At 66.3% G+C, this 21,995-nt stretch carries 18 protein-coding genes; 9 read left to right on the forward strand and 9 right to left on the reverse strand.

Translation table 11 applies throughout. The features are described from left to right. Nucleotides 1-104: 104 nt before the first annotated feature. On the forward strand, nt 105-722 hold the full coding sequence (gene rpsD, locus VRZ08_RS23580) for a 30S ribosomal protein S4 (protein ID WP_011157148.1): 618 nt from the start codon (nt 105-107) through the stop codon (nt 720-722). Between the two features lie 321 nt (nt 723-1,043). Next, nucleotides 1,044-2,111, forward strand: a complete 1,068-nt coding sequence (locus tag VRZ08_RS23585; protein WP_414534084.1) for a threonine aldolase family protein — start codon at nt 1,044-1,046, stop codon at nt 2,109-2,111. A 3-nt stretch (nt 2,112-2,114) separates the two neighbouring features. Here the strand turns inward: VRZ08_RS23585 and VRZ08_RS23590 are convergent, their stop codons facing one another. The 3 genes from VRZ08_RS23590 to trhA form a co-directional block, all read right to left on the reverse strand. After that, entirely contained in the window at nt 2,115-2,402 is a 288-nt protein-coding gene (locus VRZ08_RS23590) for a hypothetical protein (protein ID WP_414534085.1), read from the reverse strand. A gap of 187 nt (nt 2,403-2,589) precedes the next feature. Continuing rightward, nucleotides 2,590-3,390, reverse strand: coding sequence for an SDR family oxidoreductase (locus VRZ08_RS23595; RefSeq protein ID WP_107354783.1), 801 nt, complete (start codon nt 3,388-3,390; stop codon nt 2,590-2,592). A gap of 64 nt (nt 3,391-3,454) precedes the next feature. Next, nucleotides 3,455-4,150 carry a PAQR family membrane homeostasis protein TrhA gene (gene trhA / locus VRZ08_RS23600; RefSeq protein WP_107354782.1) on the reverse strand — a complete coding sequence of 232 codons (696 nt, stop codon included), beginning with the start codon at nt 4,148-4,150 and terminating at the stop codon, nt 3,455-3,457. Nucleotides 4,151-4,391: 241 nt separating this feature from the next. Between trhA and VRZ08_RS23605 the strand changes: the two genes are divergently transcribed. The 3 genes from VRZ08_RS23605 (at nt 4,392) to VRZ08_RS23615 (ending at nt 8,948) form a co-directional block, all read left to right on the forward strand. Then, complete coding sequence (locus tag VRZ08_RS23605; RefSeq protein ID WP_414534086.1) at nt 4,392-5,861, forward strand: YcjX family protein; 1,470 nt, start codon at nt 4,392-4,394, stop codon at nt 5,859-5,861. After that, on the forward strand, nt 5,858-6,967 hold the full coding sequence (locus VRZ08_RS23610; RefSeq protein WP_107343585.1) for a YcjF family protein: 1,110 nt from the start codon (nt 5,858-5,860) through the stop codon (nt 6,965-6,967). Before VRZ08_RS23605 ends, VRZ08_RS23610 begins: the two co-directional genes overlap by 4 nt. A gap of 211 nt (nt 6,968-7,178) precedes the next feature. After that, nucleotides 7,179-8,948: an adenylate/guanylate cyclase domain-containing protein gene (locus VRZ08_RS23615; protein ID WP_414534087.1), complete on the forward strand. Its 1,770-nt coding sequence runs from the start codon at nt 7,179-7,181 to the stop codon at nt 8,946-8,948. 25 nt (nt 8,949-8,973) lie between these two features. Here VRZ08_RS23615 and VRZ08_RS23620 read toward each other — a convergent pair whose 3' ends face one another. Further along, nucleotides 8,974-9,618 (reverse strand): hypothetical protein, encoded by a 645-nt coding sequence (locus tag VRZ08_RS23620; RefSeq protein WP_414534088.1) that lies wholly within the window; start codon nt 9,616-9,618, stop codon nt 8,974-8,976. 144 nt (nt 9,619-9,762) lie between these two features. On the opposite strand from VRZ08_RS23620, the gene putA reads away from it, so the two are divergent. The 3 genes from putA to VRZ08_RS23635 all read left to right on the forward strand — a co-directional run bounded on the left by putA (nt 9,763) and on the right by VRZ08_RS23635 (nt 15,322). Then, entirely contained in the window at nt 9,763-12,771 is a 3,009-nt protein-coding gene (gene putA / locus VRZ08_RS23625) for a bifunctional proline dehydrogenase/L-glutamate gamma-semialdehyde dehydrogenase PutA (protein ID WP_414534089.1), read from the forward strand. A 254-nt stretch (nt 12,772-13,025) separates the two neighbouring features. Continuing rightward, the gene (locus tag VRZ08_RS23630; RefSeq protein ID WP_414534090.1) at nt 13,026-14,234 is read left to right on the forward strand and encodes a CaiB/BaiF CoA transferase family protein; all 1,209 of its coding nucleotides are present in this window, start codon (nt 13,026-13,028) and stop codon (nt 14,232-14,234) included. Between the two features lie 314 nt (nt 14,235-14,548). Beyond that, on the forward strand, nt 14,549-15,322 hold the full coding sequence (locus tag VRZ08_RS23635; protein WP_414534091.1) for a ferredoxin--NADP reductase: 774 nt from the start codon (nt 14,549-14,551) through the stop codon (nt 15,320-15,322). Nucleotides 15,323-15,477: 155 nt separating this feature from the next. On the opposite strand, the gene VRZ08_RS23640 is transcribed toward VRZ08_RS23635, so the two are convergent. Next, nucleotides 15,478-16,455 carry a hypothetical protein gene (locus VRZ08_RS23640; RefSeq protein WP_414534092.1) on the reverse strand — a complete coding sequence of 326 codons (978 nt, stop codon included), beginning with the start codon at nt 16,453-16,455 and terminating at the stop codon, nt 15,478-15,480. A 208-nt stretch (nt 16,456-16,663) separates the two neighbouring features. On the opposite strand from VRZ08_RS23640, the gene VRZ08_RS23645 reads away from it, so the two are divergent. Beyond that, entirely contained in the window at nt 16,664-17,275 is a 612-nt protein-coding gene (locus VRZ08_RS23645) for a glutathione S-transferase family protein (protein WP_408017798.1), read from the forward strand. 81 nt (nt 17,276-17,356) lie between these two features. On the opposite strand, the gene VRZ08_RS23650 is transcribed toward VRZ08_RS23645, so the two are convergent. The 4 genes from VRZ08_RS23650 to VRZ08_RS23665 all read right to left on the reverse strand — a co-directional run bounded on the left by VRZ08_RS23650 (nt 17,357) and on the right by VRZ08_RS23665 (nt 21,821). Next, nucleotides 17,357-17,854 (reverse strand): TPM domain-containing protein, encoded by a 498-nt coding sequence (locus VRZ08_RS23650; RefSeq protein ID WP_164639711.1) that lies wholly within the window; start codon nt 17,852-17,854, stop codon nt 17,357-17,359. A 13-nt stretch (nt 17,855-17,867) separates the two neighbouring features. Beyond that, a complete protein-coding gene (locus tag VRZ08_RS23655; protein ID WP_414534093.1) occupies nt 17,868-18,794 on the reverse strand; it encodes a TPM domain-containing protein in 927 nt (308 codons plus the stop codon). A 4-nt stretch (nt 18,795-18,798) separates the two neighbouring features. Next, a complete protein-coding gene (locus VRZ08_RS23660) occupies nt 18,799-19,413 on the reverse strand; it encodes a LemA family protein (RefSeq protein WP_264054796.1) in 615 nt (204 codons plus the stop codon). Between the two features lie 77 nt (nt 19,414-19,490). Continuing rightward, the gene (locus VRZ08_RS23665; RefSeq protein WP_414534094.1) at nt 19,491-21,821 is read right to left on the reverse strand and encodes a xanthine dehydrogenase family protein molybdopterin-binding subunit; all 2,331 of its coding nucleotides are present in this window, start codon (nt 21,819-21,821) and stop codon (nt 19,491-19,493) included. Nucleotides 21,822-21,995 lie beyond the last annotated feature (174 nt).

Raw genomic sequence — 21,995 nt, forward strand, 5'->3', positions numbered from 1 at the left:
CCCGTGGTCCTCCCCTTATGCTTTAAGGACGGACCTGTCGGCAGGGGATTTTCCCCATGCACAGGAGGGCGCGTTTCCTCACAACTCAAACCCTAGAGGACGCGATGACAAAGCGCGCTGAAGCTAAGTATAAAATCGACCGCCGGATGGGCCAGAACATCTGGGGCCGTCCGAAGAGCCCGGTCAACCGCCGCGAATACGGCCCCGGCCAGCACGGCCAGCGCCGCAAGGGCAAGCTGTCTGACTTCGGCGTGCAGCTCCGCGCCAAGCAGAAGCTGAAGGGCTACTACGCCAACATTTCCGAGCGTCAGTTCCACGCCATCTACGTCGAGGCGACCCGTCTGAAGGGTGACTCGGGCGAGAACCTGATCGGTCTGCTCGAGCGCCGTCTCGACGCCGTGGTGTACCGCGCCAAGTTCGTGTCGACGATGTTCGCGGCTCGCCAGTTCATCAATCACGGCCACATCAAGGTCAACGGCAAGCGCGTCAACATCCCGAGCTACAAGGTGCGGGTCGGTGACGTGATCGAGGTCAAGGAAGCCTCGAAGCAGCTCGCTTTCGTGCTCGAAGCCAGCCAGCTCGCCGAGCGCGACGTGCCGGACTACATCGAAGTCGACCACAACAAGATGACCGCGAAGTTCGCGCGCATCCCGGCCCTCTCCGACGTGCCGTTCGCGGTACAGATGGAGCCGCATCTGATCGTCGAATTCTATTCGCGCTAATTTCTTCGTACTGATTGCTGCTCAGTCCGATGCATCAAGGCCCCGGTTCGCCGGGGCCTTTTTGTTTGCGCGGTGCGAATGACAAGTCACCGTCATTCCGGGGCGCTCACGAAGTGAGCGAACCCGGAATCTCGAGAATATTGCGCATGAGAGTTCAGCGGGTGCGTGGCGAAGGCCGCATGGGGTAACCGCGAGATTCCGGGTTCGCGCTTCGCGCGCCCCGGAATGACGTTCTCGGGGATGGTACCAATCACACCCCGCTGACCTGATCGTGTCCGTGCAATGCTCTTCCGCTCCGCGCCCGGCATGTTAGCCTCGGGCATGGCTTACATCCCTCCCCAGCCAGATCCCAACGCGCCGCCGGTGCGGATCAATCTGCTTTCCGACACCCAGACGCGCCCCACGCCGGCAATGCGCGAGGCAATGGCGCGCGCCGAGGTCGGCGACGAACAGACCGGCGACGATCCGACCACCAACCTGCTGCAGGAGCGCGTCGCGGCGCTGCTCGGCAAGCAGGCCGCGGTGTTCCTGCCCTCGGGCACGATGTGCAACGTCACAACCACGCTCGCGACCTGCCGGCCTGGCGACGAAATCATCGCGCATCGCACCGCGCACATCCTGTCGCGCGAAGGCGGCGCGCACGCCGCGCTCGGCGGCTTTCAGATCACCGGCCTGGACGGCAACGACGGCCAGTTCTCACTCGAGGCCTTCCGCGCCGCGCTGCATCCGAAGACCCGCTACGAGCCCCCGCAGGTGATGGTCAGCGCCGAGCAGACCGCCAATATCGGCGGCGGCACGATCTGGCCGCAGGCCACGCTCGATGCGGTCGCCGCGGCCGGCAAGGACGCCGGGCTATGGACGCATATCGACGGCGCGCGGCTGATGAATGCGGTGGTCGCCACAGGTATCAGCGCCAAAGAGATGACCAAGGGCTGGGATTCGGCGTGGATCGATTTCAGCAAGGGCCTCGGTGCGCCGATCGGCGCGGTGCTGGCCGGCCCGTGCGACTTCATCGATGAAGTGTGGCGTTGGAAGCAGCGGCTTGGCGGCGCGATGCGGCAGTCCGGCGTGATCGCCGCGGCGTGTCTGTACGCGCTCGATCATCAGGTCGATCGCCTTGCGGATGATCACGCCAACGCGCGTCGCCTCGCCTCGGGGCTGGCGCAGATCGACGGCATCGAGGTGCAGACGCCGCAGACCAATCTGGTGTTCTTCAAGCCGGACGGCGCGGGCGTCTCCGGCACCGACATGGTCGCAAAACTCCGCCGGCGCGGCGTCGTGCTGGCGATGATGGAAGGCCGGATCCGCGCCTGCACGCATCTCGACGTCAGCGCGGACATGATCGAGCAAACGCTCGACCACGTCCGCGAGATCGTGCGGGCAGCCTGAGCGTTACAGGCAGATCCGGACGCCGGCGGCGTTGACGACGCAGCGGCCGCCGTAATACCCGCCGCGGCCCCGTCCACGTTCCCAGCCGCGACCGCGGCCGCGGCCCCGACCGCTATAGCCCCGGCCGCTATAGCCACGTCCACGCCCGCGCTGGGCATGCGCTTGAGTACTGGTCACGCCTGAGACCACCGCCGCGGCGCCGACGAAGCTGAAGCAATAGATGCTGGTGAGGGCGATCGCCGCGAGGCTGCGCGCCACCCAGCTTGGCCGGCGATGGGAATGATCTGACATCAAGTTCTCCGTTGGCTGCCGATAACAAGAATCGCACCGCCCGGACGACGGTGCGATCGCATAGCAGACGCCGCACTGTGCGCCTGTACAGACGGAACGCCGAGTGGGCGATCCGTTCCTCGGCGCCGCTGTGACATACTGAAGCAGATGCCAAACGACAGGGCGCCGACAGAACCAGCGAGACGATCTAAGCCTTGCCGCCGAACGTCTCGCGCAGCTTGGCCTGGATCTTCGCCATGCCGCCGATCCAGCGGTCGTAGTTCTCGGTCTTTTTGCGCATGTAGTCGATCACTTGCGGGTGCGGCAGGATCAGGAACGTTTCCTGCTCGATGCCCTGCAACGCATCCTTGGCCACCTGCTCGGCTGAGAGATCACCGTCGGCCGATTGCGGCCCCTTCGGGATCGAGCGCAGCATGTTGGTGTCGACGCCCTGCGGGCACAGGATCGAGACGCGGATGTTGTGCGCCTTGTGGGCGATGGCGAGGCTTTCGGCAAAGCCGACCGCGCCGTGCTTGGTGGCCGAATAGGCCGGGCTGCCGACCTGCGACAGCAGCCCCGCCGCCGAGATGGTGTTGAGGAAGTAACCGCCGCCGCGCGCCTTGTAGCGCGGCACCAGATGCCGCGCGGCATAGACATGCGCCATCACGTGGATCATCCAGCTCTTCATGAACGGCTCGTCGGAAGAGCCGCCGGCATTCTCGGCCATCGGATCGAAGCCGCCGCCGATCCCGGCGTTGGAGCAGAACAGATCGATCGGCCCGAACTGGCGCTCGGTCTCCTCGATCACGTGCTTGATGTCGGCTTCGCTTGCTACGTCGCATTTGAACGCCGCGCCGCCGATCGATGCGGCGACCGCTTCGGCGCGGGCCTGATCGAGGTCGGCGACCACGACCTTGGCGGCGCCGGCCTTGTGAAAGGCTTCGCACAGCGCCTGCCCGATTCCATTGCCGCCGCCGGTGACGACGACGACTTTGCCCGCGATCTGCATGGTTGTTTCCCCCGCTTGTTGTTGGCGGGGGCGTTCATATCGGAAAGATCCGGCTCCGGCTACGTTACGCCAGCACCAGATCCATCACCGCCACGTAGTGGCAGCCGGCGGCGACCAGCACGAAGGCGTGCCAGATCGCGTTCTGGAACCGCAGCCGCCGCCAAGCGTGGAAGATCACGCCGAGCGTGTACAACAGGCCACCGATCGCCAGGAACCACATCGCCGTGGCCGGCAGCGTCTCGACCACCTGATCGTAGGCGATGATGCCGCTCCAGCCGAGCGCGAGGTAAAGCCCGACCGACAGCTTGTCGAACTTACCGGGCTTGAACAGCTTCAGCAGGATGCCGACCACCGCCACGCCCCAGACGCCGGCGAGCAGCGCCAGGCCGAACATCTGATCCTTGATCTGGCTGATGATCGGTGTGTACGTTGCGGCGATCAGAATGTAGATCGCCGAATGGTCGAACCGCCGCAGCAGCCATTTGCGCGGCGATACCGGCCAGAGATTGTACGCGGCCGACAGGCCGAGCATCGCCAGCAGCCCTGCAACATACACCGATACCGAGACGATCGTCGGCGTGGATGCGAACACGCCAGTCAGCGTGACCAGCGCGGTCGCGGCGATCAAACCGGCGACGAGGCCCAGCACATGCACGACGCCATCGGCGATCAGCTCGGCGCGATCGTAGTTCCAGTGGACCGCGCCTTTGGCGTCGATCCTGGCATGCGACACGATTTGCTTGAGGCGGAAGATCGTCATTCTGCAGCGAACACCCTGTTCTCGAACACCTTATCCGAATTGATCTGGCGCATTCATGACGCCGGTCGGCGATGCGATACACATCCTGCGGCACGCTCGGCCACCGCCACCGTCCGATCGAGCACGAATTTTCCGCCGGAAAGGCGGCAAAGCCAAGACCGCCAGGACAGGTCGGATTGTCGCACGAATCGGCGGTTTCCGGCTAGTTTCGCCGGCAACTCTGACGATTGAACCTTGGCGCATGGCCTTCAATTTTTCCAATCTGCTCGAAGATGCGTGGCTCTCGGCGCGGGCGCTCAAGGACTACAGCGAGAACCTGTTCAATCCGACCATCCGGCTCGGCGTCACCGGTCTGTCGCGCGCGGGAAAGACGGTGTTCATCACCGCTCTCGTGCACGGGTTGTGCCGGGGCGGCCGTTTTCCGATCTTTGAATCGATGTCGACCGGGCGGATTGCCACCGCGCGGCTGGCGCCGCAGCCGGACGATGCGGTGCCTCGCTTCGCCTATGAGAACTTCCTCGCCACGCTGATCGAACAGCGGCAATGGCCGAGTTCGACTGTCGACATCAGCGAGCTGCGGCTGGTGATCGACTATCAGCGCAAGAACGGCTCTGAGACCACGCTGACGCTCGACATCGTCGACTATCCGGGCGAATGGCTGCTCGACCTGCCGCTGCTGACCAAGAGCTACGAGCGCTGGGCGGCCGAAAGCCTGGCGCTGTCGCGCCAGGACCCGCGAGCCCGGGTAGCGTGGGAGTGGCACGCCCATCTCGCCACGCTCGATCCCAAAGGACGCGAGAACGAGCAGGAAACCCTGAAAGCTGCGCGGCTGTTCACCGCTTACTTGCGCGCCTGCCGCGACGAGCAGTTCGCGATGAGCCTGCTGCCGCCGGGCCGCTTCCTGATGCCCGGCAATCTTGCCGGTTCGCCGGCGCTGACCTTCGCGCCGCTCGACGTGCCGGACGGCGGCATCGCGCCGGATGGCTCGCTGTGGGCGATGATGCGCCGCCGGTTCGAAGCCTATAAGGACGCCGTGGTGCGGCCGTTCTTCCGCGATCACTTCGCCCGGCTCGATCGCCAGATCGTGCTGGCGGACGCGCTGTCGGCCTTCAACGCCGGGCCCGAGGCGTTGCAGGACCTCGAAGCCGCGCTGGCCGGCATCCTCGAATGCTTCCGGGTCGGCCGCTCGACGCTGCTCAGCTCGGTGTTCCGGCCGCGGATCGACAAGATCCTGTTTGCGGCCACCAAGGCCGACCATCTGCACCATTCCAGCCACGACCGGCTGGAGGCGATCCTGCGCAAGCTGGTCGACCAGGCGATGCGACGGGCCGAATTCGCCGGCGCCAAGGTCGACGTGGTGGCGATGGCCGCCGTCCGCGCCACCCGGGAGGCCCAGGTGCAGCGCGGCCGCGACCGGCTGCCCTCGATCGTCGGCACGCCGATCGCCGGCGAAATGGCCGAGGGCGAGGTCTTCGACGGCGAAACCGAGGTCGCCACCTTCCCCGGCGACCTGCCGACCAATCTGCAGGGCCTGTTCCGCGGCGAGGACACCTTCCGCGGTCTGGCCGCCGGCTCGCACCAGGAAGCCGACTTCCGCTTTTTGCGCTTCCGCCCACCGCGGCTCGACAGCCATGATCCCGACGGTCCGGCGCTGCCTCACATCCGCCTCGACCGGGCGCTTCAGTTCCTTATCGGAGACCGACTGCAATGACCGAGCGGGTTCCTCCTCGCCGGCCGGCGACCTTCAAGCTCAGCGACCCGAGCGTGGTGCTGATCGATTCCGATGACGGCGGCGGCAGCTACACGGCCAAGCCGTCCGCGAAAGCGGACGCCAAGCCTGCCGCGTCGGCGGCCGGGGCCGCACCGCCACCCCCGCCGCCGCGCGCCAGGGTTGAGCTCGCCCGCGAAGCCGAGCCGCCGATCTCGGCGCCGAAAGCGCCGAAGAGCGTCATCAACCCGAAGAAGGGCTTCCGCTGGGGCACCGTGTTCTGGAGCGCCGCGACCGGACTGGTGTCGCTGGCGTTCTGGCTGTGGATCAGCAAGCTGGTCGAGGACCTGTTCGCGCAGAGCCAGACGCTCGGCACCATCGGCATGGTGCTGGCGATCCTGGCTGGCGGCTCGCTGGCGATCATCATCGGCCGCGAAGCTTTCGGCCTGATCCGGCTGGCGCGGATCGAGCAGCTCCACGCTCGCGCTGCCCGCGTGCTGGAGACCGACAATAGCGCCGAAGCCCGCGCCATCATCCGCGAGCTGCTGAAGTTCGAGCATCCCAACCCGCAGCTCGCCCATGGCCGGGCCACGCTGCAGAAGCATATCGACGACATCATCGACGGCGCCGACCTGATCCGCCTCGCCGAGCGCGAACTGATGACGCCGCTCGACCTCGAAGCGAAGGTGCTGATCTCGAAGGCCGCGCAGCGGGTGTCGCTGGTGACCGCGATCAGCCCGAAGGCGCTGATCGACGTGCTGTTCGTGGCGATCGCTGCGACTCGTCTGATCGGCCAGCTCGCGCGGCTGTATGGCGGCCGCCCCGGCGCGCTCGGCATGTTCAAGCTAATGCGGCAGACGGTGTCGCACCTCGCCATCACCGGCGGCATCGCGCTCAGCGACAGCGTGATGCAATCGGTACTCGGCCACGGCCTCGCCTCGCGGCTGTCGGCCAAGCTCGGCGAAGGCGTCGTCAACGGCATGCTGACCGCACGGCTCGGCCTCGCCGCCATCGACCTCACCCGCCCGCTCCCGTTCGATGCCCTGCCCCGCCCGCAGCTCGGCGATCTGGTCAAGGATCTGATGAAGAAGCGGGAGAAGGACGAGTAGCGTCCCGTTCGGCGGAGACCTGCGCTAAGCTATGTTACGCCGAAGTTTCTTGTGCTGATCCGCGCCTGCTGACACAACGATCGTCATTCCGGGGCGCGAACCAAGTCGAGCGAGCCCGGAATCCAAAACCACTCACAGGGATTGAGGATTCCGGCCCTGCGCTGCTGGCCAGCGCATCCCGGAATGACGCGATCGAGGTATGCACTCACTGATGGCGACGCGAGCGAAGCCGAACAAAAAGCAGAACGCTTCTGCCCGCGGGAAGAAGGCCGGCTGGCTCGGCGGCATCGGGCTTCGGCAAGTCCGGATGTTCTGCGGGCTGGTGCTGTTCACCTATCTGCTCAGCCACTTCCTCAACCATGCGCTCGGCAACATCTCGCCGGCGGCTCTGCATGCCGGCGTGATGTGGCACCTGGAGATCTGGCAGTTCCTGCCGATCGCGATCCTGTTCTACGGTTCGGTAACGGTGCATGCCGGGCTCGGGCTGTGGGCGCTGTATCAGCGCCGCCAGTTCCGCTGGAAGACGCTGGAGCCGCTGCAGCTCATACTCGGGCTGTCGGTGCCGCTGATGATCTACAGCCATGTCATCGTGATGCGGCTCGGCAGCGTGCTGTACGACCAGGACCGGCTGTATCCGCAGGTGCTGTATAATTACTTCGTGGCTTCGCCGACGTATCGGGCCTGGCTGATGGTCGCGGTGATGGTGATCGCCTGGACCCACGGCTGCATCGGGCTCTACGTCTGGCTGCGGATCAAGCCGGCGTTCCGCCGCGCGATGCCGTGGCTGCTCGCCGCCGCAGTGCTGATCCCGACGCTGGCGCTGCTCGGCTTCTACCAGGGCGGCCGCGAGGTGGCGCGCGAGGCAACTTCCCCGCAATGGCAGGCCGATAATCTCGCCCCGGCCAATCTCGGCACGCCGGAACAGCAGCAGACGCTCGAAGCGATCGGCAACGGCTTCCTGATCTTCTATCTCGGCCTGATCGCCCTGGCCCTGATCGCCCGCGCGGTCCGCGCGATCATCGAACGGCGCGGCGGCATGGTCCGGCTGACCTATGATGGCGAGCACAGCATCAGGGTGCCGAAGGGCCTCACCGTGCTGGAAGCGACCCAGCGCCACAACATCCCGCATGCCTCCGCCTGCGGCGGCCGGGCCCGCTGTTCGACCTGCCGGATCCACGTCTTGGGAGATCCCGCCGCGTTGCCGCCGCCGTCGCCGCGCGAGGCCTTCGTGCTCGCCTCGATCGGCACCGGCGACGATCCGTCGATCCGACTCGCCTGCCAGCTCAAGCCGACGCAAGACCTCGCCTTCGTGCCGGTGTTTCAACCGCGCAACGTCGCCGTCGCGCGCAAAGCGGCGCGCGCCGCGCGTGTCGGCGAGGAGCGCTATCTGGTCAGCATGTTCGTCGACATGCGCGGCTCGACCAAGCTCGCCGAAAGCCGGCTGCCGTTCGACACCGTGTTCATCGTCAACCGTTTCCTTGGCGCGGTGTCACGCAGCGTGATCGCCTGCGGCGGCCAGCCCAATCAGTTCGTCGGCGACGGCATGCTGGCGCTGTTCGGCCTCACCGAGGCGCCGCACCAGGCCTGCCGCAACGCGATCCGTGCCGTCAGCACGATCGCCACCGCGATCGACGAGCTGAATAGTTTTCTCGGCCACGATCTGCCGGAGCCGATCCGCTTCGGCATCGGCCTGCACGGCGGCGAAGTTGTACTCGGCGAGATCGGCTATCGCGACAACATGGTGTTCACCGCGCTCGGCGACTCCGTCAACGTCGCATCGCGGCTGCAGGACATGACCAAGTCGCTCGGCTGCGAGACGCTGCTGTCGGACGAACTCCGCGCCACCGCCGGCCTGTCCGAACAGGCGCTGCCGACGCTGGAGCTGGAAATCCGCGGTCGCACCGAACCAATGCTGGTCTGCGTGGTCGAGCGCGCCGGCGATCTTGCCGTCGTGCTGAATGAGGACCTGGTGCTGGCCTGAACAGCCTGCGCACCGAACCATCATCTCAGTCGAGCTTGACCCACTGATCGACCGGCATCACTTCCGGCGTCTGCGCATAAGCGCGGGTCCACATGTCGACCACCCATTGCGCGCCGGTGGCACGCTCGGTCAGCACCGCGGTGTTGTGCGGCGTCTGCAGCACCAGGACATTGCCGCGATACTTGGGATCGCCGACGCTGTGATACTTGAACAGGCCCCATTCCTGCATCACAAGCAGCAGGCTGGTGGTGTTGCGAGTGGTGTCCCAGCAGTCGAAATTGTGCTTGTCGTCGAAGTAACGGAAATCGGCGCGCGCGATCCGCTTGTCGGTACCGAGCACCGGGCCAAGACGGCGGTCGAGCCACACCACGGCCTTCTGCACCGCGGCTCGTTCCGCCGCGGCCGAGGCCCTGCCGGACGCCATGATCCGCGACAGCGCGGCGCGATCGCCGGCCGAAAACGCCAGTTCGTAGCGGCGGCGGCAAACGAAGCCGTAGCACACTGTCATGCCCTTGGCGCTCGGCGGGAAGATCGACACCGAACTATACAGATACGAGACCTGCGAGCTGAGCTCGGCCGCCTTTGCCGGCGCACCGAACCAGGCGGCCAGCGCCACGGCCGCGAGCGCACCGAACCGTCGTGCGTTGGACTTGCCGCGCGTCACCCTCATCCCCGCTCCCAGCCTTCCCTGTGGTCGAGGCGAAGCTAGCGTCCGGCCCCGGCCGTGCCAATATGGCAGCCTGGATGGCATTGCATTTGCTGGCTGCACTGATGCGTGCCGTCCACAGCTATCTGGCTTCGGGAGCCGACTGCCATGCCGTCAGACCCGCCGCTTGCCGAATTCACCGCGGCTTACGCGCCGGATGATGCTGCGCTGGCCGCTGAGCTGCTGGTGACCGCCGCGCTGCCGCCCGATCGTGAAGCTCGGATCGACCCTCTCGCCACCGAATTGATCACCGCGATCCGCGGTTCCGAACATGGCCTGGGCGGCGTCGAGGCGATGCTGCGCGAGTTCGCGCTGTCGACCAAGGAAGGCTTGGCTTTGATGGTGCTGGCCGAGGCGCTGCTGCGGGTTCCGGATGCCGCGACTGCAGACGCCTTCATCGAGGACAAGCTCGGCCAGGGCGACTTCGCGCATCATCGCATCAAGTCCGACGCCGTGCTGGTGAACGCCTCGGCCTGGGCCCTCGGCCTATCGGCACGTCTGGTCCACGCCGGCGAGACGCCGCAAGGCACGCTGGCGGCCCTGACGAAGCGGATCGGTGCGCCCCCGGTGCGCGCCGCGACGCGCCACGCGATGCGGCTGATCGGCAATCACTTCGTCCTCGGCGAGACCATCGAGGCCGTACTCGCCCGCGCCCAGGCACAGGCGCGCGAGGGCTCTCGATATTCTTACGATATGCTCGGCGAAGGCGCCCGCACCGCCGAGGATGCCGAACGCTATTACCAATCCTACGCCGATGCGATCACCGCAATCGGCCGCAGTGCCGGCAACGCTGCGCTGCCGGCGCGGCCGGGGATCTCGGTGAAGCTGTCGGCGCTGCATCCGCGGTTCGAGGCAATCAGCCGTGACCGTGTGATGCGGGAACTGACGCCGCGGCTGCTCGAGCTGGCGCGGCTCGCCAAGCACCACGACCTCGCCTTCACGGTCGATGCCGAAGAAGCCGACCGGCTTGAACTGTCGCTCGAGGTATTCGCCGCCTGCTTCGCCGATGCCTCGCTCAAAGGCTGGGACGGCTACGGCCTCGCCGTGCAGGCTTATCAGAAGCGTGCCGCCGCGGTGATCGACCATGTCGCCGAACTGGCGGGCGCGCTCGACCGCCGTATGATGCTGCGGCTGGTGAAGGGCGCCTATTGGGACACTGAGATCAAGCGCGCGCAGGAGCGCGGGCTTGCCGACTATCCGGTGTTCACCAGGAAGCCGATGACCGATCTCAACTACCTGCATTGCGCGCGCAGGCTGCTGACGCTGCGCCCGCGCCTGTTTCCGCAATTCGCCAGCCACAACGCACTCACGGTCGCGACCATCCTGGCCGAGGCTGGGAATTGCGACGGCTACGAATTCCAGCGGCTGCACGGCATGGGCGAAGCGCTGTACGCGCAGCTGCTCGCCGAGCACCCGCAGACAGTGTGCCGGATCTACGCGCCGGTCGGCGGGCATCGCGACCTGCTGGCCTATCTGGTGCGGCGGCTGTTGGAGAACGGCGCAAACTCGTCCTTCGTGGCGCAGGCCGGCGACGATAGCGTGCCGATCGACGAGTTGCTGGCGCGACCGGCCGCACTGATCGGCAATGCGGAGAATGCACGCAACCCAGCAATCCCGCTGCCGCGCGATCTGTATCAGCCGCAACGGCTCAATTCGCGCGGCGTCGAACTCGGTGACCGCAGCGCGCTCGCCGCGCTGCTCGGCGAGATCGAAGATGCACGCCGGACGCTGCCAACCCTTGCATCTGCCACACCGGAGCAAGCCGCGGCTGCAGTCCGGGCCGCACGCAACGGCTTCGAATCCTGGAGCCGAACCTCCGCCGATCATCACGCCGGGATCCTACGGCGTGCCGGCGATCTGCTGGAGCAGCGCCGTGCGGCATTCATCGCCCTCTTGCAGGACGAGGGCGGCAAGACGCTCGACGATGGCGTGGCGGAGGTGCGCGAAGCAATTGACTACTGCCGCTACTACGCCAGCGAAGGCCGCCGGCTGTTCGGCGAACCACTGGAGCTCCCCGGCCCAACCGGCGAGCGCAACACGCTGGCCTTGCGCGGGCGCGGCGTGTTCGTCGCGATCAGCCCATGGAACTTTCCGCTGGCGATCTTCCTCGGCCAGATCACCGCGGCGCTGATGGCCGGCAACGCGGTGGTCGCCAAGCCGGCCGAGCAGACGCCGGTGATCGCCGAGGTCGCGGTGCGCCTGCTGCATGAAGCCGGTCTCCCGCGCGAGGCGCTGCAACTGCTACAGGGCGACAGCCGCATCGGCGCCGCACTGGTCGAACAGCCGGACATCGCCGGCGTCGTGTTCACCGGATCGACCGAGGTCGCGCGCGCGATCAACCGCACGCTGGCCGACAAGGACGGTCCGATTGTGCCGCTGATCGCCGAGACCGGCGGCATCAACGCGATGATTGTCGACGCCACTGCGTTGCCCGAGCAGGTCGCCGACGACGTGATCGCCTCCGCGTTCCGCTCCGCCGGCCAGCGCTGTTCGGCGCTGCGGCTGCTGTGCGTGCAGGATGACGTTGCCGATCGGGTGATCGCGATGATCGCCGGCGCGGCGCGCGAACTGAAAATAGGCGATCCGCGCGATCCGGCGACGCATGTCGGACCAGTGATCGACGCCGAGGCCAAAGCCAGGCTCGACGCGCATATCACCAAGATGAAACGCGAAGCGCAGCTTCACTTCGCCGGCACGGCACCAACGGGTGGCAACTACGTCGCGCCGCACATCTTTGAACTCCGCCGAGCCTCGCAACTCACCGAGGAAGTGTTCGGTCCGATCCTGCATGTGGTGCGCTACAAAGCGGCGGAGTTCGACGATCTCCTCGATGACATCGCCGCCACCGGCTACGCACTCACGCTCGGCGTGCAATCGCGGATCGACGACACGATCGCGCGCGTGGTCGCACGGCTGCCGACCGGCAATGTCTATGTGAACCGCAACATCATCGGTGCCGTCGTCGGCGTCCAGCCTTTCGGCGGCTCCGGCCTGTCCGGCACCGGGCCCAAAGCCGGCGGCCCGCATTATCTGCCGCGCTTCGCGCTGGAACAGACGGTGTCGATCAACACCGCAGCCGCCGGCGGCAATGCCGCGCTGCTGACGGGCCAAAATTAGCTGCCGTCATTGCGAGGAGGCGAAGCCGACGAAGCAATCCATAGCTTAGTGCTCGACGCGCTGGATTGCTTCGCTGCGCTAGCAATGACGCGGCTAATTCCATTCTGATCCCGCATAGCACCCGGGATGACCGCCATGCCGGTTCCTATATTGCATCACGTTACGAAGCCGGCTCATATGCGGACGTATCCGGCGGCACGTAGCACCGAGAATTCCGGATTGCGAAAAACAAGAAAACAGGGGAGCTCACGCGCATGGACGAGAACGGCATCTTCAGCGGCCTCAAGGTGCTGGATTGCGCGAGTTTCATTGCTGCACCGGCGGCCGCGACCGTGCTGTCGGATTTCGGTGCCGACGTCATCAAGATCGAGCCGCCGGGTGCGGGCGATCCCTATCGCAACCTGCCGAACCTGCCGGGCTATCCGATCAGCGACCAGAACTACGCATGGATGCTGGAGGCCCGCAACAAGCGCAGCCTCGCGCTCGACCTCGCCAAGCCCGAGGGCAAGGAGGTGCTGCGCAAGCTGGTCGCCGAGGCCGACGTGTTCATCACCAACTTCCCGCCGCCGGTGCGGGCGCGGCTCGGCGTCGCTTATGCCGACCTCGCGCCGCTGAACGAGCGGCTGATCTATGCGAGCTTCACCGGCTATGGCGAGCGCGGCGAGGAAGCCAACAAGCCGGGCTTCGACAGCAACGCGTGGTGGGCGCGCTCGGGCATGATGGATCTGGTGCGCGCCGACGAAGACTCCACGCCGGCGCGGTCGGTCGCCGGCATGGGCGACCATCCCTGCGCGATGTCGCTGTTCGGCGCGATCGTCACCGCGCTGTACAAGCGCGAACGCACCGGCAAAGGCAGCGAGGTGAAGTCGAACCTGATGGCCAACGGGCTGTGGTCGACCAGCGTGCTGGCGCAGGCCAAGCTGGTCGGCGCCGAGTTCCAGCCGCGGCGCCCGCGCGAGCGCGCCCTCAACGCGGTGGCCAATCACTATCGCTGCCGCGACGGCCGCTGGCTGATCCTGTCGCTGCTCAATGAAGAGAAGCAGTGGCCGACGCTGACGAAGTGCCTCGGCCGCGAGGATCTCACCGACGATCCGCGTTTCGCCACCAAGGCTGATCGGCACGCGCGCTCGATCGACCTGATCGGCATCTTCGACGAGATCTTTGCGACGCGCGATCTCGCCGAATGGCGCAAAGCGCTCGACGGCACCGGTCTGGTGTTCGGCGTCGTCGGGATTCTCGACGACATCACCACCGACAAGCAGCTGATCGAGAACGAAGTACTGGTGCCGTTTGAAAACGACACCACGCTCACCATTAACAGCCCGATCTGGATCGAAGGCAGCACCAAGACCCGGCCGCGCAAGCCGCCGGGCGTCGGCGAACACAGCGACGAAGTGCTGCGCAACGCGGGCTACGACGACGCCGCCATCAAGGCGCTACGCGCATCGGGTGCCGTCGGTTAGGAGGCGGCGCGCCCCTCCGCGAGCTGCTACGTCGAGCACGCGAGATCGACCTCGATTTCGCCGAATGCGTGCACTGTCTCGATAAGGGTCTCTCCCGTCGAAGGGGCGTGAGGCTGGCCGCGAGACCACCTCGGCGCGGAAACAAATTGCTCGGATCCGCAAAAAATCAGCACGGCGCGCCTCTCGGCGCCGCCCTCCGGGAAATTTTGCAATTTATTGACGGCGAGTGCGATTTCGCAATTGCGAAAAGGGGTCGATATCCGCGACATCGTCTCATCGGACGCAGGAGATGACCTGCGGGTGAGGAGAAGACGATGAGTGCATTCCAAACCGAAACGGTGTTGTCGGTCAGGCACTGGACCGACACCCTGTTCAGCTTCACCGCGACGCGCGACCCTGGATTCCGGTTCCAGAGCGGTCAGTTCGCGATGATCGGCCTGGAAGTCGACGGCCGGCCGTTGATGCGCGCCTACAGCATGGCGAGCGCCAATCACGAGGAAGAGCTGGAATTCTTCAGCATCAAGGTGCCCAACGGACCGCTGACGTCGCGACTGCAGCAGATCAAGGAAGGCGATCAGATCCTGGTCGGGCGCAAGGCGACCGGAACACTGATCGCCGGCAATCTAATCCCAGGCAAGCGGCTGCTGCTGCTGTCGACCGGCACCGGGCTGGCCCCGTTCGCCAGCCTGATCAAGGATCCCGAGATCTACGACATCTACGAGTCAATCGTGCTTGTTCACGGCTGCCGACAGATTGCCGAACTGGCCTATGGCGAGCAGTTGGTCGAGGGCCTGCGCGACCACGAGTTCCTCGGGGATCTGATCCGCGACAAGCTGCACTACTACCCGACCGTGACCCGCGAGCCGTTCCGCAACCGCGGCCGCGTCACCGATCTGATCGCGTCGGGGCAGCTGTTCGACGATCTCGGCCAATCTGGTCTCGATCTCGAGTCTGACCGGGTGATGCTGTGTGGCAACCCGGCGATGCTCGCCGAACTGCCGGCGATGCTGAGCGAGCGCGGCTTCCGCGAGGGCAACCACAGCGAGCCTGGTCATTTCGTAGTCGAGAAGGCGTTCGTCGAGCGCTGACGCGCCGTTCGGTAGTCGCGCGCCGGCGACAACTCATTGCTATCGTCCGGCGCGCGCCTGAACAACTCATCAAGGCTCCGCGGGAGAGCCAAATCAAAACGGCGCCGGCTGTCTCACAGCCGGCGCCGTTGAAATGTCAGGAATGAGGCTGTCGATCAGCGGGCGACGATCAGACCGCGGCTGGTCACCACGACCCAGCGGCCGTCCTGGCGGCGGATCGCATCGACGCGGCCGACACCCGGGATCGGATCACCGGCATAGACTTCGTAAGTGCCGGAGCGACCTTCGACCACCGCGCCGCCGTCATACACATCGCGCAGCACCCAGCCTTCGACCGTCGGCAAGCGGCCCGGCTTCGCAGCGTCGGCCTTCGGCGTGATCGAGCCGGTGACGTCCTTGGCGGGGACCGCGGCGACATTGGCCGGAGCCGGCGCGGGCGCAGCCGGCGGCTGAACCTGCGCGGTGCGCAGCTTCTCGACGGTCTCGCTCAGCTTGGCGATTTTGGCGGCCGGCTCGGCTTGCGCCTTCTCGAGCTTCTCGATCCGGTCCGCCGTCTTGCCAAGCTGCGCCGTGCTCTGCTTGGCAGCGTGGTCGAGATCGGCCTTGAGCGCCGTGAGTTCGGTCTGGAGCTGCGCCACCTGCGCGTCGAGCGTCTTCACCTGCGCCGAAGCCGCAGTGGTCTCGGCGTCGCTCCGATGCGACAGGCTGGCGGTGGCGAGTGCACCACCGACCGCACCAGCGATCGCCGCCAGGATCACAGCCGCAGCAACCGCTGCAAGCTTGCGCACGCCGAAGCGATGAACCGCGGACTGGCTCGCCTCATCGGGCGCCTCGACTTCGATCTCATCGTCCCAGTGCCGATACAGATTTTCGCGAGGCGACGGCGCCATGATGGTCACGGTGCCGGGGCGCGGACGGCTGACGCCGTCCGACTTCTCGATCTCGGATTTTCCGGCGGGCTTCGCTTCGCTCGGCTTGGCGGCGCCCGTATTGGCCGGGGTATTGGCCGGGGTCGCCTGATGCGCGGAGGCCGAGCTTGTTTCGGGGCTGCCGGCATTCGCCTGCGCTCCGTCCGTCGCGTCGGCCGCGCCGGTCTGCTGTTCACCGATGGGCTCGTTGCGATGCTCGTCCACGTGTCAAATCCTCCAGATCAGCTTGATACTATTCGGTAACTTTTATTACTTGCGAAATCGTTACTTCCGCCGACGGTTACGGAAATTTCACGAATCGTGAGGAACGCGCACAGCATGACGCACCGCGCGGCTTTGCACCGCACGGTGTCCCGCGCTAGGACAGATCGATCAGCAAAGGCGCAGCCAAGCGCCGATCAGGGAGACGACCATGAAGCTGTACGATTCGATCGGACCCAATCCTCGCCTGGTGCGGATGTTCATCGCCGAGAAGGGCCTGACGATTCCGACCCACACGCTCGACGTCCGCGCCGGCGAGAATCGAAAGCCCGAACATCTCGTGCGCAATCCCCACGGCCAGACGCCCACTCTCGAACTCGACAATGGCAGCTTCTTGGCGGAGATCACCGCGATCTGCGAATATCTCGAGGAGAAGCATCCGCAGCCGCCGCTGATCGGCACCACAGCGGAAGAGCGTGCCGAATGCCGGATGTGGACGCGGCGGATCGACCTCTACATCTGCGAGCCGCTGCTCAATGGCTTTCGCTTCGCCGAGGGCTTGAAGATGTTTCAGGATCGGATGGTGTGCGTGCCGGAAGCCGCGCCCGGGCTGAAGAAGATGGCGGCTGATCGCATTCGCTGGATGAACGAGCAGATGAAGGGCAAGGAATTCGTCTGCGGCTCGCGGCTGACGCTGGCCGATCTGCTGCTGTACTGCTGGCTCGACTTCGGCGCCAAGGTCGGCCAGCCGCTCGACCCCGCCAACACCAACATCGCCGAGTGGTTCAAGCGCATCGACGCGCGACCATCTGCGAAGGCGTGAGGCGCTTTCGTTTCGAAAGCCAAGCGCCGACGCTTGCTGCCTCTCCCCGCACGCGGGGCGAGGCGGAATGCCGCCGTGTTACTACACCACCACCGGTGCGTCGGGGATTTCGTTGGGGCTGGGGCCGCTCCGCGGGAAGTGCTCGGCCAAATGCGCGGTGATGCGGTCGATACCGCGGAGCACGCCCTGCTCGAACCGGCCCTCGCGAAACTCGGCCTCCATCTCGCGGCAGATCGCCTCCCAGGTGTCGGCGCTGACGCGGCCGTCGATGCCGCGATCGGCGATGATCTCGACGTTGCGGTCGGCCAGCAGCAGATAGATCAGCACGCCGTTGTTGTGCTCGGTGTCCCAGATCCGAAGCTGCGAGAAGATGTCGAGCGCGCGCTCGCGCACCGGCTGATCGCGAAACAGCGGCGCACCGTCGAGCGCGCCTTCGACGACGAAGCGGATCTGGCCGACGTGGCGGGTTTCGCTCGCCTTGATGGCACGCTCGATCGCATCGAACGCATCCGGCGAAAATGCGCGGTGCACCGCGCCGCGGCTGGTGAACAGGTGCTTGCCGATCCGCCGGATGCCCATGCTGCGTCTCTCCTCACCAGCTTCCCGAGGCGCCGCCGCCGCCGAAGCTGCCGCCACCGCCGCTGAAGCCGCTGTCGCTCGAACCGCTCGACCACGACGAGCCGCTGCTGCCACCGGTCCAGGTGCCGCCGGACCAGCCGCCGCGGCGTCCCGAGGAGATCGTCGGCCCGCCGAACAGATCGATCACCAGCGCCAGCAGGAACGCGGCGAAGCCCGCCACCAGCGCGATGTACCAGACCAGACCGAACAGCATCGCCACCGCGCCGACGATGATGCCGGTCAGCCCCGACGCCGCGACGCGGCCGAGCGCCGCTTTCAGAAAGCCATTGAGCACCAGCGTGCCGAACAACAGCGGGATCGCCCAGCCGGTCAACTCATCCATCGATTCCGGCGCCGCCCATTCGTGCTGCGGCTGCGGCGTCGGCAGCGGTTCGCCGTCGATCACGCCGATCATCCGGTCGACGCCCGCCTCGATGCCGCCGTCGAAATCGCCGGCCTTGAATTTCGGCGTGATGATCTCGTCGATGATGCGCTTGGCGGTGACGTCGGGCAGCGCGCCTTCGAGGCCGTAGCCGACCTCGATGCGCAGCTTGCGGTCGTTCTTGGCGACCAGCAGGATCGCGCCGTCATCGACTTTCTTGCGGCCGATCTTCCAGGCTTCGGCGACCCGGATCGAGAACTGCTCGATCGCCTCCGGCTGGGTGGTCGGCACGATCAGCACTGCGATCTGGCTGCCCTTGCGGGCCTCGAATGCCTTCAGCTTCTGATCGACCCGTGCCACCGCAGCTTCGGACAGTGTGCCGGTCTGATCGACGACGCGGCCGGTCAGCGCCGGCACCGCAACGTCGGCGCGGGCGAACTGCGCCAGCGCCGCCGTGATCGCAATCAGCAACAGCGCCAGCCATCCGGCGCGGACGGCGCGCATCGTCGCCGCGGTCATGCGCTTACTTGGCCGGCGCAGGCGCCGGTGTCGGAGTAAAATCGACCTTCGGCGCTGTCGAAATCTCCTTCTCGTTCTCCACCGTGAAGTTCGGCTTTTCCTTGTAGCCGAACATCATCGCGGTGAAGTTGGTCGGCACCGACCGCACGGTGACGTTATAGGCCTGCACCGCCTTGATATAGCGGTTGCGCGCCACGGTGATGCGGTTCTCGGTGCCTTCGAGCTGCGCCATCAGGTTCTTGAACAGCTCATCGGATTTGAGCTGCGGATAGTTCTCCGTGACGACCAAGAGCCGCGACAGCGCGCTCGACAGTTCGCCCTGCGCCTGCTGGAACTTCTGGAACGCCGCCGGATCGTTCAGCACCTCGGGCGTCGCCTGGATGCTGCCGACCTTGGCGCGGGCGTTGGTGACGCCGAGCAGCACATCCTTTTCCTGCTGGGCGAAGCCCTTCACCGAATTGACGAGGTTCGGCACCAGATCGGCGCGCCGCTGATACTGGTTCACCACCTCCGACCAGGTCGACTTCACCTCCTGGTCTTCGCTCTGGATGGTGTTGTAGCCGCAATTGCTCAGGCTGAGCGCGGCGAGCGCCGCCAGCACCGTCAGAAACTTCCGCATCGATCTCTCCCGCACGCGAACCGGCGCAGCATAGCATGCGCCGGTGTGTCTTTGTCGGTATTGCGGGCGTTGAGGTTCTAAGCCGCCTGGGCCGACTTGGCGTCCTGGATCGCACGCCAGACCTTTTCCGGGGTCAGCGGCGTGTTCAGCGTGGTGACGCCGAGCGGCGCCAGCGCGTCGAGCACGCCGTGCACCACGCAGGGCGGACCGCCGATCGCACCGGACTCGCCGCAGCCCTTGGCGCCGAGCGGATTGGTCTTGCACGGCACCGACGGATCGAGCGTGACGTTGATCGGCGGCAGGTTATCGGCGCGCGGGATGCAGTAGTCGAGATAGCTCGCGGTCAGAAGCTGGCCGTCGTCATTGTAGGCGGCGTTCTCGTACAGCGCCTGGCCGACGCCCTGGGCAACGCCGCCATGGATCTGGCCGGCGACCAGCATCGGGTTCACCGCATTGCCGACGTCGTCCACCGTGGTGTAGCGCACCACGCGGGACACGCCGGTCTCCGGGTCGACCTCGACCTCGCAGATATGCGCGCCGTTCGGCCACGACGGGCCGTCGACCTCGCCGGTGGAGTCGACGCTGAGCCGCGCGCCCTTCTCCTTGGCGGCGATCTCGAACAGGCTGATCTTGCGGTCGGTGCCGGCGATGGTCAGCATGCCGCCGGAGTACTCGATGTCCTCGATCGAGGCTTCGAGGATGTTGGCGGCCTTCTCGCGCGCCTTGGCGATCATCTCGGCCGACGAGACGGCAACCGCGGTGCCGCCGACGAACAGCGAGCGCGAGCCGACGCTGCCGAAGCCGATCGCCAGATCGGTGTTGCCCTGCACCACGTCGATCTTGTCGAGCGGAATGTCGAGCGCCGCGGCGATCATCTGGGTGTAGGTGGTCTCCAGTCCCTGACCCATCGCCTGGGTGCCGGAATGCAGCACGACGCGGCCTTCGGCAGTGGCGTGCAGCTTGACGTTCTCGGTGTGGGCGCGGCCGCCGGTCCACTCGATGTAGCTGGTGACGCCGCGGCCGTAGAGCAGGCCCTTCTTCTGCGCCGCCTTCTTGCGCGCCTTGAAGCCGTCCCAGTCGGACAGCTCGGCGGCGCGGTCCATCATGTGGGCGAACGCACCGCTGTCGTACACCTGCCCGACCGCGTTGGTGTAGGGCAACTGCGACGGCTTGATGTAGTTGATCTTGCGGATCGCGCGCGGGTCCATGTTGAGCTTGCGCGCGGCGGCGTCCATCAGCCGCTCGACGATGTACACCGCCTCCGGCCGACCGGCGCCGCGATAGGCGCCGACCGGCGCGGTGTGGGTCATCACCGCCTTGATGTCGAAATGCACCACCGGGAGGTGATACACACCGGTCTGCACGAACGGGCCGAGCACCAGCGGAATGATCACGCCGGCCCCCGCCAAATAAGCGCCGGTGCCGCCGATCGAGGTGACACGATAGGCCAGCACCTTGCCCTTGGAGTCGAGCGCGAACGAGGCGGTCGAGGTCAGGTCGCGGCCATGGGTGCCGCCGACGAACTCATCGGTGCGATCGCCGCGCCAACGGATCTTGCGGTTCAGCTTCACCGCCGCGTAAGCCACCAGCGCGTCTTCCGGATAGACGCCGGTCTTCTGGCCGAAGCCGCCGCCGATATCGCCGACCAGCACCTGGATGCTCTCCTTCGGCCGCTTCAGGATGGCCTCGGCGAGCGCGTCGCGGGTCTGGCCCGGGGTCTGCGACTGGGTGTGCAGGATCAGCCGGCCGGTCTTCTTCTCGATCTCCGCAATAGTCGAGCGCGGCTCCATCGCCGACGGGATCAGCCGCTGGCTGACGAGATCGAGCGACACGGTGTGGGCGGCGCTGGCGAACGCCGCATCGACCTTGGCGGCATCGCCATAGCTCATCGCCGCCACGATGTTGTCGGGCGTCTCCGCCCACACCGCCGGCGCGCCGGGCTGGATCGCCGCGGTCGGATCGGTCACCGCCGGCAGTTCGTTGTATTCAACGGCGATCGCCTCGATCGCCGCCTGCGCGGCGAGCTGCGAGGTCGCGACCACGGCGGCGACCGGCTCGCCGACGAAGCGAACCTTCTCATGCGCCAGCAGCCGGCGCAGCGGCAGCGCCATCGGCGAGCCGTCGGGCCGCTTGAAGATCGGCAGCGTCGGAATGGTGCCGACATCGTCGGCGATCAGATCGGCGCCGGTCAGCACCGCTTCCACGCCCGGCATCCCCTTCGCCGCCTCGGTGTCGATCGAGACGATGTCGGCATGCGCATGCGGGGAGCGCATCACCACCAGCCACAACGCGCCATCGGCGGCCTTGTCGTCGAGATAGCCGCCGTGCCCGGTGAGCAAGCGCTGATCCTCGAGACGCTTGACGGGCTGGCCCGCACCGAACCGCATGGAGCCGGGGAGAATGTTCATGCCGTTTCCTTTTGTTGCTTGCTTGGCCGCAGTTTTAGCGGAGAACCGAGCGGTACGCCAAGAGGGGCGCCTCTTCTCCCCTCCCCCTTGCGGGGAGGGGGCGGGGGTGGGGGTGCCACGAGCGAAGCGGTGCGACCGTCAACGTGACAACGGCAGAGTTGAACGACCCAAGGA

The sequence above is a fragment of the Rhodopseudomonas sp. G2_2311 genome, assembly GCF_047501505.1.
Lineage (GTDB): Bacteria > Pseudomonadota > Alphaproteobacteria > Rhizobiales > Xanthobacteraceae > Rhodopseudomonas > Rhodopseudomonas palustris_H.